Below are 15483 nucleotides of genomic sequence, written 5' to 3'. Positions count from 1 at the left end.
GCTGTCTCTCCTGTTAGCGCTTGGCGGTTCTGAGCGGCGTACCCGTCTTGCGCATCGCGATGCCGCTGAGGCAGGCGTGCAGGATGTAATTGGCGCTCATCCGGCTGACATAGGTCGGGTCGAGGATCGGCGCGGTGTCGAGCAGGTCGAAGCCGACGACCCTGGTCTGGGCGCAGATCTGCCGCACCATCGGGATGGCTTCGCGCATCGACAGGCCGCCGGGAACCGGGCGGCCCGATGCCGGTGCATCGCCCGGATCGAGCACGCTCATGTCAAAGGAGACGAAGACGTTCTCCGGCCCCTTCTTCAGGCCCGACAGGATGTCGCTCATGACCGACTGCCAGCCCTTTTCCTGAATGGCGGCGGTGGGCACAATCTTCGCGCCCGCATCGGTCAGGCGCTTTTTCGTCGCGGGACCGGCATCGCGGCCATGCAGGCCGACCAGGGTCACATCGCTGCCACGCAGCAGATTCTGCTCCAGCAGTCGGGTCAGCGTCTGGTTGTCGGAAATCATGTGATCGCCGTTCAGTTCGGCATCGGCATGGGCGTCGAACTGGACCAGCGCGACCTTCCCCGCGCCATAGGTGTCGACCATCGCGGCGACATCGGGGAACATGATCGTGTGATCGCCCCCGACGATGAAGGGCACGGTGCCGACGCTCGCCATTTCGGCGATCATCGCGCGAATATGGTCGAGGCCGCGATCGGGCGCCATATAATCCGGGGCGAGGTCGCCATAGTCGGCGATCGACAGGACCAGCCCCGGATCGATCCCGCCATCGGCGTCCGCGCCGACCAGGCCATCCATGCCACGCAGCGCCATCGGCGCATGTTTCGCGTCACGCCAGCCCGACGAGAAGTCGAGCGGCACGCCGACAAAGGCCACCTCTACCTTGCCCGCGACCAGATCCTCCTTGCGGATGGCGACCGGCGCGTCGGCAAAGGTCGGCACGCCGCTCTTCTGATACATATAGCGTTTCAGGCTGAACGGGCCGTCGTCGCGCTTCAGCTTGTCGAACATCTTGGGGCGCAGCGTCGTGCCCGCGTTCCAGCCGCGCGCCTGCGGATTGAGCGCGATTTCCGCCGGATCGCGCCCGGCCTTGTACTTGCTGTCCTCCACCACTGCCATCAGCGCGGTCGCATAGGCATCGACGTCCGCGGCAGATCGGCCATTGAGCGCGGTCTGCAATTTCTCCGGCGTCAGGCCGAACCGCTCCAGCATCGCAGGATCGGACAGGAAGGCCTGCTTCTCTGGCGACAAGCCAGAGAGCGGATCGCCTTGCGCCAGCGCCGGGCCGGACAGGATCGCGAGGGCAAGACAGGCGGCGGCGCTACGCGCCAGCAAGGTGGAGCGTGCCATCAGTTCTTCTTCCCATGATAGGCGTCCAAGCCATGATCGACCGAGACAGGGTTGAGATAGCCGGGCTTCAGGCCCTTCTTGCGCATGGCTATGCCAGCGAGGCAGGCGTTCAGCAGGAAATTGCTGTTGAGCGCGGTCTTGTAGCTGGTGTCGAGATAGGGCGCGACTTCGACGATATCGATGCCGGCAATGTCATTCTGGGCGCAAAGGTTGCGCATGATCGGCTGGGCTTCCCGCATCGTCAGGCCCCCGGGGACCGGGGTGCCGGTGCCGGGCATGAAGGCGGGATCGAGGACGTCGACGTCGAAGCTGATCCAGAGCTTTTTGCTGTTCTGCCGCGCTTCCTGGAGTGCGCGGGCCATCACTTTGTCCCAGCCCCATTTCTCGACCTCGACCATGGTGTGGTAGCGCATTCCCTTGTTGCGCATCCAGCCGAAGGTTTCGAGGTCGGGGCCGCGCGCCCGCAGGCCGACCTGGATATAGTCGCTGCCGCGCACATGGCCTTCGCTGATGACCCGATAGACCGGCTGGCCATGGTCGAGCAGATGCACGCGACCGCGCCCGATGTCATAATGGCTGTCGAAGTGGATGACGCTGACATTGCCCTTGCCATGCACGTCCGCCGCCGCCGCGACATTGGGATATTCCAGGCTATGGTCGCCGCCGATGACGATCGGGATCGCCCCGGTCTTCGCAATTTCCCCCACCATCTCGCGGACATGGTCGACGCTCCGCTCGGTGCTGTTCTGGTCGATGGCGATGTCGCCATAGTCCACGATCTTGAGCGCGGTATTGGGGTTGATCATCGAATACATGTCATTGCCGGCCGCGCCACCGGTCATGCGCAGCGCGCGCGGCCCGTCTATGGCGTTGCGCCAGCCCGATCCCATGTCCAGCGGCGCGCCGACGATGGCGACGTCGACCTTGCCTGCCTTCAGATCCGCCGGCGTCATCGCCACCGGCGCGCCGGCGAAGGTCGCGAAACCCCCGCCCCAGCCCCCGATATAACGGCTGAGTTCGACCGGCCCGGCATCGCGTTTCGGGTCGAGCGCGGCCGAGCGGCGGACCTTCCAGGCGTTGAACCAGGGCGACCTTGTGTCAAGCGGGATCGAAGCCGGGTCGCGCCCGGCCTTGAACTCGACCTGCGCATGCAGCGCCTGCATCGCGTCGATATAGGCGCTAATCTCTTCTGCCGTGCCCTTGCGGATACGCTCGAACAGCGCGTCCTTCTCGACATAGCGGCCGGTGACGCCACTCTTCAGGAAATCGACCTTCGCCTTGTCGATCCCCTCCAGCTTCGTTTCGACATCCCTGGGCAGTTCCAGCTGCTTGGGCCGTCCCATATCGTCTTCCAGCGGCGTCTGGGTGGCGGGCGTCGCGGCGTTGCGATCGGGCAGCCGGTAGGGCAGATCGCCCGCGACAGCCGCGCCGATCGCGGCGATCCCGGCCATGCTCCATCCGGTAATGGCGGTCATTGACGGCATGCTTGGTCTCCAGCCCGCCGCCCACCATTGAGCAATCTGGGCGCAGGCACAGGAAAAAGGCAGGAAATCCCGCCGATCGCGCCATGGGTAAGCGCCCGCAGCACGCCGTCCCAATGGGGCATTTGACGTAGAACCCGCCCATATCGGGAGAGACGGACAAGCTACGTCAAATGCCCCATGTTTGCCCCCCTGCACGCTCCATAGCCTCCCACCCCAAGCCAGAAACCGAGAGGCGACAGTCCATGCCGCCCCGCAGTGTCGTTGCCGCCGGACAAGGTGGAGCGGTCGATCCGGGAGGGGATCGTGGCTGGAAAGACATTGGAACAAGGGGAACACCATGTCGTATCGCGCAAGACTGAAATTGGGGCTGCTATCGGCGACGATCATATCGGGCGCGGCCATCGCCACGCCCGCCATTGCGCAGACCGCCGCTGCGGCGGCCGAGGCGGAAAGCGACGTGATCGTCGTCACCGGCACGCGGCGCAGCACCACGCTGATGGAAACGCCGATCAACATTTCGGCGATCGGGGCAGCCGAACTGGCAGCCGAGCGGCTGGACGACGTGCGCGATCTGGGTGCCTTCACACCCGGCATCACCGTCACCGACACCGGCCCACGCGGCGCCGCGACCATCGTCATGCGCGGCCTGTCGGCCGACGACAGCGGCGCGTCGGGCGCCAACTACGACAATGCCATCGGCACCTATCTGGGTGAAATCCCGCTCTATCTGGACTTCAAGTTCATCGATATCGAACGGGTCGAAACACTGCTGGGGCCGCAGGGCACGCTCTATGGTCTGGGTACGCTGGCGGGCGCGATCCGCTACATCCCCAACCGGCCCGATCCGACGCAGTTCAGCGGTGAGGTGCATGGCCGTGCCTATGACGTCGCCCATTCAAGCGGCGTCGGCTATGTCGGTGACGCGACGCTCAACATCCCGATCATCAAGGATGTGATGGCGTTCCGCACCGCCACCGGCTATTATTACGATCCCGGCTTCATCGACTATCCGTTCCTGGTGAAGACACCAGGCGTGTCGATCGCCCAGCCGGGCGGCGTGGACAATCCACTGGGGAGCCAGGCGGATCAGGATGCGAATTTCGCCAGCCGGAAGGATCTGAATTTCGAAAAGACCTTCACCACCCGCAACCAGCTCGGCATTTCGGTCCCGGACTTCAATGCCTATCTGACCTACGCCTATCAGAAGACGAAGACCGGGGGCCGCCAGGCAACAGGCGCGGGTGTTGTGGGCGAAGGCAAATATGAGGCGCCCTGGCGCTATGCCGAACCGTCGACCCGCAAGTCGCACCTCGTCAGCCTGGAAATGGAAGCGCAACTGGGCGACGTATTCCAGGCGATCTGGTCGTCGGCCTATACCAAGACGAAGAATGATACGGTCGGCGACGTCACCGACCTGTTGCTAGACCTCGACTATGATTATGAACTGTTCCCGGCCTTTGCAGGCTTTACGACGGGCATCAACAGCCGCACCCAGTTCAATCAGGAAATCCGGCTGGTTTCGACCCATGGCGGGCCGTTCAGCTGGGTCGTAGGCGGCTTCTACAACAGCATGAAGTTCAAGTCGAACAGCGTCGAGACGCTGCCCGGCTTCGCCGAGTTCGCCGCCTCGCCCGAAGGCAGCGACATCTATGGCGGTTTCTACGATGGCCTGGTCCGTCCCGATGGCGCCGAATATGTGTCCTTCACCCGGTCGAAGACCGAGGAACAGGCGGTGTTCGGCGAACTGACCTTCAAGCCGATCGAACAGTGGCAGATCACGGCGGGTGGTCGCTATTTCCGCTATGACACCTCGATCACCGGCGGTTCGGATACGCCGATGACCCGATCGGGCCGTCGCCGCATGCCCTATCCCAGCCTGACCATCGATCCCTCGCGCGTTCGCAGCGGCCAGGCCGGCGATGACGGCTTCGTATGGAAATTCAACACGTCGTTCAACTTCACGCCCGACCTGATGGCTTATGCGACCTACAGCAAGGGCTATCGCATCGGCGGCGTGAACCGGGTGGTGCCCTGCATCCAGCCGCTGCCGCCCGGCCAGAATCTTTGCGCCCTGCCCGAGGAACTGACCTTCGGCCCGGACAAGGTGAAGAATCTGGAACTGGGCGTCCGCGCACAGCTGTTTGATCGCCGCCTGTCCACCAGCATCTCGGTCTTCCAGGTGAAGTGGGACGGCATTCAGCTCGCCAGCCAGACCGTGAACGGCGCGATCGGCATCACCGCCAATGGTGGCAAGGCCAAGTCGAAGGGCGTCGATTTCAGCTTCAATGCCCGCGTCACCGACCAGTTCACCGTTCGCGGCAACTATTCCTATCTGGATGCGAAGCTGACCGAGGACGTGCCGGGCCTGCTGTCGACGGCGGACGGCAGCGCCGACCTCTTCTCGGGCGACCGCCTGCCCGGTTCGGCCAAGAATTCGGGCGCGATCTCGGCCATCTACACCATGAAGATGGGCGAGAACGACCTGCGCCTGAACTGGACGTCCACCTATACCGGCGGCATCCTCACCCGTCCGGGCGCACGCGGCGGCGGCGAGCTTCTGCCCTCCTATGTGATGCACCGCGCATCGGCGACCTACAGCACGGACGTCTGGGAACTCAGCCTGTTCGCAAACAACATCTTCGACAAATATGCGATCACCGGCGTCAGCAACGACCTGACCCGCTATGGCCAGATCAACGATGGCATCATCTATCGCGGCTATGCCCGCTCCATCGCTCAGCCCCGGACCATCGGCGTCGAAGGGCGGATAAAGTTCTGATCCTTCCTCGGACATGAAAAAGGGCGCCCTTCCGTAAAGAGGGGCGCCCTTTTTTCTCATATGGCACTTGCAGGGCGTCGACTGACGCCCTGCAAGTGCCGCTTATTTCTTTTTGCCGAAATCCACCGTCACGACGTTGGAGCCGTCCTCGGTCTTCACCTGCGGCACGTCATTCTCTGCTTCTTCATGCGGCTCGGGTTCCTCGTCCGCCTGGACCTGGAACTGGAGTGCGAAGTTGACGGCGGGATCGACGAAGGCGGTGATCGCGCTGAACGGGATATAAAGATGCGCGGCGACCTGATTGAAGGTCAGGCTGACCTCGAAATGGGTGCCGCTGACCTTCAGATCCCAGAATTTGTTCTGGAGGACGATGGTCATCTCGTCCGGGAAGCGCTCCGCCAGATTCTTGGGGATGTCGACGCCCGGCGCCTGCGTCTTGAAAGTAATGTAGAAATGATGCGCGCCCGGCAGGCCGCCGGTCTGCTGCACTTCGCCCAGCACCCGGCCAACGACCGCGCGCAGGGCCTCCTGCACGATTTCGTCATAGGGAATCAGGCTATCAGGCAGATCGGCACTCATGGCCCAATGTCCTAGCGGCACGAAACCGAGGGTCAAGCCCGTCGAGACAGATTGCACGACCAGATTGCAAGCTTGGCGCGAAGCGCTATAGGGCGGCCATGCGCACGGCCGAGATTCACCGCAACACGGCGGAAACCCATATCGACGTCACCGTCAACCTCGACGGCACGGGCCTCTATACGGTGTCGACCGGCATCGGTTTCTTCGATCATATGATCGAACAGCTGTCGCGCCATTCGCTCATCGACATGGACGTGAAGACGGTCGGCGACCTGCATGTCGACCAACATCACACCACCGAGGACACCGCGATCGCGATCGGCGAAGCGGTGGCCAAGGCGCTGGGCGACAAGCGCGGCATCAGCCGCTACGGCAGCGTCTATTCGCCGATGGACGAAACGCTGAGCCGTGTCGCGCTCGACATTTCTGGCCGTCCCTGGCTGGTATGCAAGCTGCCGTTCACCGTCACCAAGATCGGTGAGTGGGATACGGAGATGGTGGAGCATTTCTTCCACAGCTTCGCCCAGGCCGCCGGCATCACGCTGCATATCGAGCTGCTCTATGGCAGCAACAACCATCATATCGTCGAGAGCGCGTTCAAGGGGCTTGCCCGCGCGCTGCGCCAGGCGGTGGAGATCGACCCGCGCAAGGCCGATTCCATCCCCTCGACCAAGGGCATGCTCTAGAAGCAGGGAAAGGCCGGTTCCATGTTCATCATCTCGTTGACCTATACGGCGCCCATCGAGGTGCTGGACGGCCTTCTGGCGGATCATCGGGCATGGCTGGATCGTGGCATCGAGGACGGCTGGCTGCTGCTGGCGGGCCGGCGCGAACCGCGGACCGGTGGCATCCTGATTGCGCGCGGCGACAAGGCGGAAATCGCGGCGAAAGCGGCGACCGATCCCTTCGTGGTCAATGACGCCGCCTCCTTCGAACTGATCGAGTTCCATCCCGCGCGCGCCGCCAGCGTCAATCTGGAGACGCTGCTGCCATGATCGCCCTGATCGACTATGGCGCGGGCAATCTCCATTCGGTGCATAACGCCCTGCGCAAGGCGGGCGCGGACACTGTCGTCATAACCGCCGATGCCGATGTCGTGCGACAAGCCGACCGCATCGTGCTGCCGGGCGTAGGCGCCTTCCGCGCCTGTCGCGATGCGCTGGTGGCGATTCCCGGCATGGTGGACGCCATGAACGAGGCCGTGAACGAGCGCGGAACGCCGTTTCTGGGCGTGTGCGTCGGCATGCAGTTGCTTGCCGATGCGGGTGAGGAATTCGGCCGGCATGAAGGACTGGGCTGGATTCCCGGCACAGTGCGGCTGATCGAGCCGGCCGACGCCGCAACCAAAGTGCCGCACATGGGCTGGAACGATGTCGTGCTGAACGGCACGCCGCCCCTGATCGAGGCGGGCGAGGCCTATTTCCTGCACAGCTATCATTATGAGGTCGCCGATCCGGCGCATGTCGCCGCGACGACCGATCATGGCGGGCCGCTGGTCGCCGCAGTCGCGCGCGACACCATCATCGGCTGTCAGTTCCACCCGGAAAAGAGCCAGCGCTATGGCTTGTCCTTCCTGTCCCGTTTTCTCGACTGGCGGCCATAACGGCCCCGCTCGCGCAAAGGTTAAGCCCATGTCCCTGATCGTCTTCCCCGCCATCGACCTGAAAGGGGGGCAGGTCGTCCGCCTTGCAGAGGGCGACATGGACCGCGCCACCGTCTATGGCGACAATCCCGCCGCGCAGGCCCTGCTCTTCGCCGAAGCGGGCGCGCAGCATCTCCATGTCGTCGACCTCGACGGCAGTTTTGCCGGCCATGCGGTCAATGCCGAAGCGGTAGAGAAGATCGTCGAGACCTTCCCCGGCCATGTCCAACTGGGCGGCGGTATTCGCAACCGGGAATCGGTCGAGCGCTGGTTCGACCTGGGCGTATCGCGCATCGTCATCGGCACGGCGGCGCTGAAAGATCCCACTTTCGTCAAGGCGGCAGCGCGCGACTTTCCCGGCGGCATCGTCGTTGCGGTCGATGCGCGTGACGGCTTCGTCGCAACCGACGGCTGGGCGGAAAAGAGCGACATGCCGGTGATCGACCTGGCCCGCCGGTTCGAGGATGCGGGCGTCGCCAGCCTGCTCTTTACCGATGTCGGCCGCGACGGCCTGCTCAAGGGCTGCAATGTCGACGCGACGGTCGACCTCGCCCGCGCCACCGACATTCCGGTGATCGCCAGCGGCGGCGTGGCGGGAATCGCGGACATCCGCATCCTCAGCCTCCACGCCGATGACGGGATCGAGGGCGTCATCACAGGCCGCGCCCTCTATGACGGCCGCCTCGACCTCAAGACCGCGCTGGCGGTGGCGCAGGCCGCAGCGTAAACGCAATATCACAACCACCGTTCGTTTCGAGCGTGTCGAGAAACGGGAAGAACCACCCTAACCGCTTCTAGACTTCGCTCGAAGCGAACGGAAATTGGAAACTCAGTCCCATGACCGTCCGCACCCGCGTCATTCCCTGCCTCGACGTTGCCAATGGCCGCGTGGTCAAGGGCGTCAATTTCGTCGATCTGAAGGATGCCGGCGACCCGGTCGAGCAGGCCAAGCTGTATGACGCGGCCGGGGCGGATGAACTCTGCTTCCTCGACATTACGGCCACGCATGAGGCACGCGGTACAATCCTCGACGTCGTGCGCCGCACCGCCGAGGTCTGCTTCATGCCCGTGACCGTAGGCGGTGGCGTGCGCAGCGCCGAGGACGCGCGCGCATTGCTGCTGGCGGGCGCGGACAAGGTGGCGGTTAACAGCGCGGCGGTCGCGCGGCCCGAGCTGGTCGCCGACATCGCCGACCGATTCGGCAGCCAGTGCATCGTCGGGTCGGTCGACGCCCGCCGTGTCGGCGAGGGAAAATGGGAAATCTTCACCCATGGCGGCCGCAAGCCGACCGGCATCGACGCGCTGGACCATGCGCTGCGTCTCGCCGAATTGGGTGCAGGCGAATTGCTCGTCACATCGATGGATGGAGATGGAACCAAGCAGGGCTATGACCTCGCCCTCACCCGCACGATCGCGGACGCCGTATCGATCCCGGTGATCGCGAGCGGCGGCGTCGGCACACTCGACCATCTGGTCGAGGGTGTGGTGGAAGGTCATGCGAGCGCGGTGCTGGCCGCCTCCATCTTCCATTTCGGCCAGCACACGATCGCGCAGGCGCATCGCGCGCTCGCGGCGGCGGGGGTACCCGTCCGCGCCCGCTGAGAACGTCGATTTACTTTACATCAACCATAAGCCCGGCTCGGCTGTTAACCATCAATTTTGTCTGAAATCCGACATTTCATGACCTCTGGCACGAACCCTGCTTAACCAAGGACGGGTCGCGTTCAACCGATCATGGGTTCGACGCAAACGGGGTAATGTGATGAAATTGACCAAGATGCTTCTCGCCGCCGGCGCTGCTGGCCTGATGGGCGCTGCCGTTCCTGCGCCTGCCCAGGCGACCTGGTGGTGCTGGTTCGGCAAGTGCGGTGGCTCCTCCAGCAGCAGCGGCGGCGACACCGGCAGCAGTGGTGGCGATACGGGTTCTTCGGGCGGTGGTTCTTCGGGTGGCGATCCGACGAAGGTGCCCGAGCCGGAACAAATGGCGCTGTTCGGCATGGGCGCTGCGGTGCTGGCCGGCCGCGTGCTCTACGCACGCCGTAAGCAGAAATGATTTGACGGGTCGCGCGCACGGCGCTTGATGCGCTGCATGCGCGCGACCCTTCAGACTCTCGAACAGACCATCCGCCAGCGGCGGAGCGCCGATCCTTCAGCTTCCTATGTCGCCAGGCTGGCCGTCAAAGGCCGCGCCAAGATTGCCCAGAAGGTCGGCGAGGAAGCGGTCGAGGCCGTCATCGCCGCCATGGCGGACGACCGCGACGGCGCAATCGGCGAAAGCGCCGACCTGATCTTCCATCTCATGATGTTGCTGGCCGATCTCGACATTCCGTTCGACGCGGTACTGGACGAACTGGACCGGCGCGAAGGCATGTCCGGCATCGCCGAAAAGGCGTCGCGCCCCAGGGACTGACATCCCCGCCGGGAAAGATGTTGCCCGCCCCGCGTTGATGCGTCAGCTTCGCATTGGAAAAGGGGGAGGCATGATGGTTCGTTCTCTGATCGGCGGCCTGCTGGGCGGCCTTGCCATGTTCATCACCAGCTTCATTTTCTGGGGCACGCCCTTGAGCGCGCTGGCGCTGAGCCGCGCCGACGAACAGGCGAGCGCCAATCTCCAGGCGGCGATGGCGCAGGCACTCACCCCGACCGGCACCGGCGTCTACGTCATCCCCGATCCTGCCACCGCACAGGGCACCATCCTCTACGGTCGCGGCCCCGTGGCGCAGGTCTTCTACAATAGCAGCGGCTTCCCGGTGATGGACGGCGCCAGCCTGATCGGCGGCCTCATCCTGTCGCTTGTCGTAGGCGTACTGATCGCACTGGCGCTGCGCTTTGCCCTTGCCGATTTTGCAAGCCGGGTGCGGGTGACGATCCTCTTCGCACTGGCAGCGGTGCTGTGGCTGCATGTCGGGCAGGCCGTGTTCAACCATGCACCCTGGGGCTATATCCTCTACCTCGCCTTCAGCGATTTCGTGGCGCTGGCCGCGGCGGGCCTGATCGCGGCGAAGCTGATGGAGGGGAAGGTGCAAGCTCCCGCAACTGACGGCACGCTGCACTAAATTTCCTCTGCCATCCGAATCATGCAGGCGGCGTGGCGGTGCGCCACCGCCATGCGGTCCGTGCCATAGCCCCCGCCCATGGTGCTGGCGACAGGCAGTCCCCGCCCGCGCGCCTGGCGCATCACATAGCGATCGCGGGCATCCAGCCCGGCATCGCTCAGCGCCAGCCGGCCCAGCCGATCCTCGCCATGGGGATCGACCCCGGCCTGGTAGAGGATCAGGTCCGGCGCAAAATCATCCAGCACGCGCGGCAGGGTGTCCGCCAATATGGCCAGATAGGCCGAATCGCCAGTGCCATCTTCCAGCCCGATATCGAGCGTCGATCGCGCCTTGCGCACCGGAAAATTCTTTTCCGCATGGATCGACAGGGTGAAAATCTCCGGTCGCCCCGCCAGCAATGACGCGGTGCCGTCGCCCTGATGCACGTCGAGGTCGAGGATCAGGATTCGCGCCGCATCGCCTTCTGCGATCAGCCGGTTCGCCGCGATGGCGAGGTCGTTGAACACGCAATAGCCCGCGCCGGTATCGGCCAGCGCATGATGGCTGCCGCCCGCTGCATTGGCGGCATAGCCAAGAACCTGCGCCAGCTTCGCCGCCATCCATGTGCCACCCGGCGACAACATCGACCGGCGCATGACCCGCTCCGTCACTGGAAAGCCGATGCGCCGTTCCTTGTCTGGCGGCACCGACAGGGTCAGCACCTCGTCCACATAGGCGGGGTCATGAACCATCGCGATCCACTCGCGCGGCATGGGCTGTGGCGCATGGGCCACATAGGGAACGGCCGATTCGTGCAGCGCTTCCATCACCAAACCATATTTGTCGAAACGCAAATGGCTGCCGGGTGTTGCAGGAGAGACATAGGCGGGATGGTGAACAACGTGCAGCATGATCTTTTCCCGCTATCGCGATTTGAACGATGGCGGCTTTGCGCTATCTGGTCCAGCATGAACCGTCCCGATTTGATCCGTTTTTCGCTGCTGGCGCTCACCGGCCTTGGCACCGTTCCCGCTTTGGCCCCGGCTGCGGCGCAGACCCCGCCACCCGCAGTCGTGCCGACCTTGCCCGCACCGGGCATGGTCCAGCCGATCCCCGCACCGCCGCCGCCCGTGCCGATCCCGGCCCTGTCCCCGGCGCAGGAAGCCTGGGCGAATGACTGGCTGAAGACCGGCGCGGCGCAGGGCCTGATGGCCCGGCAGAAGGCCAGCGGCCCGCTAAGCGGCCCCGCGCTCGTCAGCGCGCTGCTCGATCGGGCGAAGGCGCTCGGCACCGGTCGGGTCGATACCGCCGACTTCCTCGACATCTGGGCACTGCGCCCCGCCGCCGTCGATCCGCGCCCCGGCCTCGCCAAGGCCGTCGCCGAAGGCCACCTCCAGCAATGGGCTACTGGCCTGACCCCGCCATGGGCCGGCTATGAAACACTGCGCAAGGGCCTCACCAAATATGAGGCGATTCGCGACAAGGGCGGCTGGCCGACCCTGACCGCAACTTCGGCGCCCGATACCGTGCGCAAGCGCATCGCGCTGGAAGACTCCGCCGTCACGCCCGACGAAAATCTCGTCGATGTGATCCAGCGCGCACAGCGCCGCTATGGCCTGGAACCCACCGGCCAGCTCGGCGCCCGCACCCTGACCGCGCTGAACGTCAGCGTGGACGACAGGATCGCGGCGATCATGGCGAATATGGAGCGCTGGCGCTGGATGCCGCGCAGCCTGCCGGTCAACCGTGTGCAGGTGAACATCGCCGCCGCCGTGCTGACCGTGTTCGAAGGCGACCAGCCGGTCAGTTCGATGCGCGCCGTCACCGGCAGCCCGGACAATGCGACGCCGATGCTGTCGTCCAGCATCCATTCGATCGTGGTCAACCCGCCATGGAACGTGCCCATGTCGATCGCCAGGCGGGAATTGTTTCCCAAGGGACGCGCGACGCTGATCCGCCAAGGGTACAAGATCGTCAAGACGCCCGAAGGCGGCGAACGCATCGTTCAGCCGGCCGGCCCCGGCAGCGCGCTGGGCCGGTTGAAGTTCGACTTCAACAATCCTTTTGCCGTCTATCTGCACGACACGCCGTCGCGCGGGAAATTCTCCAGCTATGACCGGCTGGCCAGCCATGGCTGCATTCGCCTTGAAAAGCCGGTATCGCTGGCAGAGCAGATGGTCGCCGCCGACCCGAACCTCAACGGCCAGATCCAGACGCTGATCGACGAGGGCAAGACCCAGCGCGTGTCGCTACCCAGTCAGGTCGCGGTCTACCTGCTCTACTGGACCGCCTTCGCCAGCAATAACGGCACGGTCAGCTTCCGCGCCGATCCCTATGGCTGGGACAAGCTGCTGGCGCAGAAGATCGAGGCGTCGAGCCGCCGGCTCGACCCGACCACTGCACCCTCTTCCACCCTCGCATCGAAGGACTGACATCGCCCCATGCGCAAATTTGCCCTGATCGCCCTCGCCGGCGCGCTCGCCCTTTCTGCCTGCGGCAAGAAGGAAGATGAAGCACCGGCCGCGACCAACAATCTGGTCGAGCCGCCAGTCGAAAACGTCATCGTCGAGGAACCCGAAGCCCCGCTGCCCGAACCGCAGAACAATGCCGTCGCGACTCCAGCCGCGCCGCCGCCTACGGTGTCGGAACAGCAGCAGATTCAGGATGATGCCGAAGCCACCGGTATGACTTCGCGCCTGCCTGAAGGCGGCGAACAGAGCCTGCCTGCGGACGGAGCGAACAAGACCGGCCAATGAGACCGCGCGCCCCGGTCTTCAATCGGGGCGCCGACTTTGCTATATGGGGCTGATGGATCGCCGTAATTTCACGAAGTTCGCTTTGAGCGGACTCGCCTTTTCGTTTCTGTCCGACAGCATGGGTCGGGCTGCGCTGCCTGCGACAGGAGCCTCGGGCTTTCAACCCGCAAGCCGCGCTCCGGTTCCCGCGACGCCGCGGCCTGTTCCGCAAAAACCCTATGCCGCGTTGCTGGAGCGAGCCAAGGCTGCACTGGATGATCATGCCCATCATTTCACTCTTCGCGACCGGGTGGCGATCGTCGATTTCGACGCGCCGTCAAAGGAAGCGAGGATGCATGTCGTCGACCTGATCGGCGGACAGAGCAGCAGCTATCTGGTGTCGCACGGTCGCGGCTCCGATCCCGGCCATTCCGGCTGGCTGCACAGCTTTTCCAATGATTTCAACTCACTCGCCAGCAGCCAGGGCGCGTTCAAGACGGGCGACATGTATTTCGGCCAGCATGGCCGGTCGATGCGGCTCATCGGCCTCGACGCGCAGAACAACAATGCCGAATCGCGCGCGATCGTCATCCACGGCGCCGATTATGTGACCGAGGATCATGTCGCCGCCTGGGGCAAGTGCGGCCGCTCCGAAGGCTGTTTCGCCGTCGCCCCGCATATCGTGCCGCAGGTGCTGGGCCTGCTCGGACCCGGCCGGATGCTCTACGCGGACAAGATTGGCAAAGGCTGATCGCGAATTGGGCAGTGGCGGGGAGACCGCCATCCCCCTGCGATCCCTGGCCTTTTATCCATTCCCTGCGATGACGGCCGGCCTTTGCAGGGAACCCCCTCCCTCCTCATGCGCTTGCCCCTTCAACAGCAGGGGAAAATGATGACCGCAACCGTCGCGCAGCAGGTACATGTCGATGCGCCGTGGAAGATACCCCCCCGCGCCTGGTGGGAGATATTGAAGCGCGTCTACGCGGCCATGTCGGGCAATCATCTGGGCCTATTGTCGGCCGGCGTAGCTTATTATGCCTTCCTCTCCATCGCACCGCTGCTCGCAGCCGTCGTCCTGACCTATGGCCTTATCGGCGATCCTGCTCTGGTGCAGCGGCACATGGCCGCAATCATCACCGTCGTGCCGAATGACGCCGCCACGCTCATCAACGACCAGTTGATCGGCGTCGTCTCCGCCGCCAAGGGCACCACCGGGCTTGGCCTGGTCGTGGCACTCGCCCTCGCCGTCTATGGCGCGACGCGCGCGGCGACGGCGATCATGGAAGCCCTCAACATCGTGTATGCGTCGAAGGAAGCGCGCGGCATCATCGCCCTCTATCGCGTATCGCTGGGGATCACCTTTTCAGCTGTGCTGGTCGTCGTGGCGGGAGTCGTCACCGCGACCATCATCGGCCTCGTCCAGAAACTGCTGACCGGCTGGGGTCCGGGCGTGATCTTCGCGATCAAGGCGACGACATGGGTCAGCGCGGGCCTGCTCGCGAGCGCCATCTTTGCGCTGATCTATCGGTTCGGACCCCACCGGCGCAAGGCGCAGTGGCAATGGCTGACGGTCGGGTCGGTGACGGCGACGCTCTTCTGGCTGCTGGTGACGCTGGGCGTGTCCTTCTACGTCTCGCGTTTCGGCAACTATAACGAAACCTACGGGTCGCTGGGCGCTGTGGTCGTCCTGCAACTCTGGCTGTTCGTATCCGCCTATGTCGTGCTGCTGGGCGCGCAGATCAACGCGGAGGCAGAGCGCCAGACCAGCGCCGACACCCAGGTCGCGGAGCCGATGCAAAAAGCGGCATAAGCGCTTGCCCTCCCCGTCATGCCACGCTAAAGCGCCCTCCTTCGCTGGCTCCGGTCAGT

Annotated in this window: 17 protein-coding genes; 13 read left to right on the top strand and 4 right to left on the bottom strand. The window is 64.4% G+C overall.

What is annotated here, in order from left to right:
- Positions 1 to 13: 13 nt before the first annotated feature.
- Entirely contained in the window at positions 14 to 1360 is a 1347-nt protein-coding gene (locus tag VMR39_RS10875) for an agmatinase family protein (protein ID WP_325415991.1), read from the bottom strand.
- Positions 1360 to 2844, bottom strand: a complete 1485-nt coding sequence (locus VMR39_RS10870; protein ID WP_325415990.1) for an agmatinase family protein — start codon at positions 2842 to 2844, stop codon at positions 1360 to 1362. Before VMR39_RS10870 ends, VMR39_RS10875 begins: the two co-directional genes overlap by 1 nt.
- A gap of 337 nt (positions 2845 to 3181) precedes the next feature.
- On the opposite strand from VMR39_RS10870, the gene VMR39_RS10865 reads away from it, so the two are divergent.
- Positions 3182 to 5623, top strand: coding sequence for a TonB-dependent receptor (locus VMR39_RS10865; RefSeq protein WP_325415989.1), 2442 nt, complete (start codon positions 3182 to 3184; stop codon positions 5621 to 5623).
- A gap of 102 nt (positions 5624 to 5725) precedes the next feature.
- Here VMR39_RS10865 and VMR39_RS10860 read toward each other — a convergent pair whose 3' ends face one another.
- On the bottom strand, positions 5726 to 6202 hold the full coding sequence (locus tag VMR39_RS10860) for an SspB family protein (protein ID WP_325415988.1): 477 nt from the start codon (positions 6200 to 6202) through the stop codon (positions 5726 to 5728).
- 98 nt (positions 6203 to 6300) lie between these two features.
- On the opposite strand from VMR39_RS10860, the gene hisB reads away from it, so the two are divergent.
- The 8 genes from hisB (at position 6301) to VMR39_RS10820 (ending at position 10900) form a co-directional block, all read left to right on the top strand.
- Positions 6301 to 6888 carry an imidazoleglycerol-phosphate dehydratase HisB gene (gene hisB, locus VMR39_RS10855; protein ID WP_325415987.1) on the top strand — a complete coding sequence of 196 codons (588 nt, stop codon included), beginning with the start codon at positions 6301 to 6303 and terminating at the stop codon, positions 6886 to 6888.
- Between the two features lie 21 nt (positions 6889 to 6909).
- Positions 6910 to 7197, top strand: a complete 288-nt coding sequence (locus VMR39_RS10850) for a YciI family protein (RefSeq protein ID WP_325415986.1) — start codon at positions 6910 to 6912, stop codon at positions 7195 to 7197.
- Positions 7194 to 7805: an imidazole glycerol phosphate synthase subunit HisH gene (gene hisH, locus VMR39_RS10845; RefSeq protein ID WP_325415985.1), complete on the top strand. Its 612-nt coding sequence runs from the start codon at positions 7194 to 7196 to the stop codon at positions 7803 to 7805. The genes VMR39_RS10850 and hisH overlap by 4 nt, the downstream gene beginning before the upstream one ends.
- 28 nt (positions 7806 to 7833) lie before the next feature.
- Complete coding sequence (gene hisA / locus VMR39_RS10840; RefSeq protein ID WP_325415984.1) at positions 7834 to 8571, top strand: 1-(5-phosphoribosyl)-5-[(5-phosphoribosylamino)methylideneamino]imidazole-4-carboxamide isomerase; 738 nt, start codon at positions 7834 to 7836, stop codon at positions 8569 to 8571.
- Between the two features lie 110 nt (positions 8572 to 8681).
- Complete coding sequence (hisF, locus tag VMR39_RS10835) at positions 8682 to 9446, top strand: imidazole glycerol phosphate synthase subunit HisF (protein ID WP_325415983.1); 765 nt, start codon at positions 8682 to 8684, stop codon at positions 9444 to 9446.
- A 160-nt stretch (positions 9447 to 9606) separates the two neighbouring features.
- Positions 9607 to 9897, top strand: coding sequence for a PEP-CTERM sorting domain-containing protein (locus VMR39_RS10830; protein ID WP_325415982.1), 291 nt, complete (start codon positions 9607 to 9609; stop codon positions 9895 to 9897).
- Between the two features lie 36 nt (positions 9898 to 9933).
- Positions 9934 to 10254: a phosphoribosyl-ATP diphosphatase gene (locus VMR39_RS10825; protein ID WP_325415981.1), complete on the top strand. Its 321-nt coding sequence runs from the start codon at positions 9934 to 9936 to the stop codon at positions 10252 to 10254.
- Between the two features lie 70 nt (positions 10255 to 10324).
- Positions 10325 to 10900, top strand: coding sequence for a hypothetical protein (locus tag VMR39_RS10820; RefSeq protein WP_325415980.1), 576 nt, complete (start codon positions 10325 to 10327; stop codon positions 10898 to 10900).
- On the opposite strand, the gene VMR39_RS10815 is transcribed toward VMR39_RS10820, so the two are convergent.
- The gene (locus tag VMR39_RS10815; RefSeq protein ID WP_325415979.1) at positions 10897 to 11790 is read right to left on the bottom strand and encodes a histone deacetylase; all 894 of its coding nucleotides are present in this window, start codon (positions 11788 to 11790) and stop codon (positions 10897 to 10899) included. The two genes, VMR39_RS10820 and VMR39_RS10815, sit on opposite strands and share 4 nt — an antisense overlap.
- Positions 11791 to 11847: 57 nt before the next feature.
- Between VMR39_RS10815 and VMR39_RS10810 the strand changes: the two genes are divergently transcribed.
- The 4 genes from VMR39_RS10810 (at position 11848) to VMR39_RS10795 (ending at position 15424) form a co-directional block, all read left to right on the top strand.
- Positions 11848 to 13311, top strand: coding sequence for a L,D-transpeptidase family protein (locus VMR39_RS10810; RefSeq protein ID WP_325415978.1), 1464 nt, complete (start codon positions 11848 to 11850; stop codon positions 13309 to 13311).
- Positions 13312 to 13320: 9 nt separating this feature from the next.
- Positions 13321 to 13635 carry a hypothetical protein gene (locus VMR39_RS10805; RefSeq protein ID WP_325415977.1) on the top strand — a complete coding sequence of 105 codons (315 nt, stop codon included), beginning with the start codon at positions 13321 to 13323 and terminating at the stop codon, positions 13633 to 13635.
- 52 nt (positions 13636 to 13687) lie between these two features.
- Entirely contained in the window at positions 13688 to 14365 is a 678-nt protein-coding gene (locus tag VMR39_RS10800) for a murein L,D-transpeptidase catalytic domain family protein (protein WP_325415976.1), read from the top strand.
- Positions 14366 to 14506: 141 nt separating this feature from the next.
- Positions 14507 to 15424 (top strand): YihY/virulence factor BrkB family protein, encoded by a 918-nt coding sequence (locus tag VMR39_RS10795; RefSeq protein ID WP_325415975.1) that lies wholly within the window; start codon positions 14507 to 14509, stop codon positions 15422 to 15424.
- The last annotated feature ends 59 nt before the right edge of the window (positions 15425 to 15483 follow it).

The organism is Sphingobium sp., assembly GCF_035511395.1.
Lineage (GTDB): Bacteria > Pseudomonadota > Alphaproteobacteria > Sphingomonadales > Sphingomonadaceae > Sphingobium.
Note: the sequence above shows the minus strand (reverse complement) of the source record. Positions and strands in the feature narration are given on the sequence as shown.

Excerpts from the sequence above, each read along its gene's own strand:
- VMR39_RS10815 (WP_325415979.1), bottom strand. The coding sequence starts at position 11,790 with ATGCTGCACGTTGTTCACCATCCCGCCTATGTCTCTCCTGCAACACCC.
- VMR39_RS10865 (WP_325415989.1), top strand. The coding sequence starts at position 3,182 with ATGTCGTATCGCGCAAGACTGAAATTGGGGCTGCTATCGGCGACGATC.
- VMR39_RS10820 (WP_325415980.1), top strand. The coding sequence starts at position 10,325 with ATGATGGTTCGTTCTCTGATCGGCGGCCTGCTGGGCGGCCTTGCCATG.
- VMR39_RS10850 (WP_325415986.1), top strand. The coding sequence starts at position 6,910 with ATGTTCATCATCTCGTTGACCTATACGGCGCCCATCGAGGTGCTGGAC.
- VMR39_RS10805 (WP_325415977.1), top strand. The coding sequence starts at position 13,321 with ATGCGCAAATTTGCCCTGATCGCCCTCGCCGGCGCGCTCGCCCTTTCT.
- VMR39_RS10800 (WP_325415976.1), top strand. The coding sequence starts at position 13,688 with ATGGATCGCCGTAATTTCACGAAGTTCGCTTTGAGCGGACTCGCCTTT.
- VMR39_RS10860 (WP_325415988.1), bottom strand. The coding sequence starts at position 6,202 with ATGAGTGCCGATCTGCCTGATAGCCTGATTCCCTATGACGAAATCGTG.
- VMR39_RS10870 (WP_325415990.1), bottom strand. The coding sequence starts at position 2,844 with ATGCCGTCAATGACCGCCATTACCGGATGGAGCATGGCCGGGATCGCC.
- VMR39_RS10825 (WP_325415981.1), top strand. The coding sequence starts at position 9,934 with ATGCGCGCGACCCTTCAGACTCTCGAACAGACCATCCGCCAGCGGCGG.
- VMR39_RS10810 (WP_325415978.1), top strand. The coding sequence starts at position 11,848 with ATGAACCGTCCCGATTTGATCCGTTTTTCGCTGCTGGCGCTCACCGGC.
- hisH (WP_325415985.1), top strand. The coding sequence starts at position 7,194 with ATGATCGCCCTGATCGACTATGGCGCGGGCAATCTCCATTCGGTGCAT.
- hisF (WP_325415983.1), top strand. The coding sequence starts at position 8,682 with ATGACCGTCCGCACCCGCGTCATTCCCTGCCTCGACGTTGCCAATGGC.
- VMR39_RS10875 (WP_325415991.1), bottom strand. The coding sequence starts at position 1,360 with ATGGCACGCTCCACCTTGCTGGCGCGTAGCGCCGCCGCCTGTCTTGCC.
- hisA (WP_325415984.1), top strand. The coding sequence starts at position 7,834 with ATGTCCCTGATCGTCTTCCCCGCCATCGACCTGAAAGGGGGGCAGGTC.
- VMR39_RS10830 (WP_325415982.1), top strand. The coding sequence starts at position 9,607 with ATGAAATTGACCAAGATGCTTCTCGCCGCCGGCGCTGCTGGCCTGATG.
- VMR39_RS10795 (WP_325415975.1), top strand. The coding sequence starts at position 14,507 with ATGACCGCAACCGTCGCGCAGCAGGTACATGTCGATGCGCCGTGGAAG.
- hisB (WP_325415987.1), top strand. The coding sequence starts at position 6,301 with ATGCGCACGGCCGAGATTCACCGCAACACGGCGGAAACCCATATCGAC.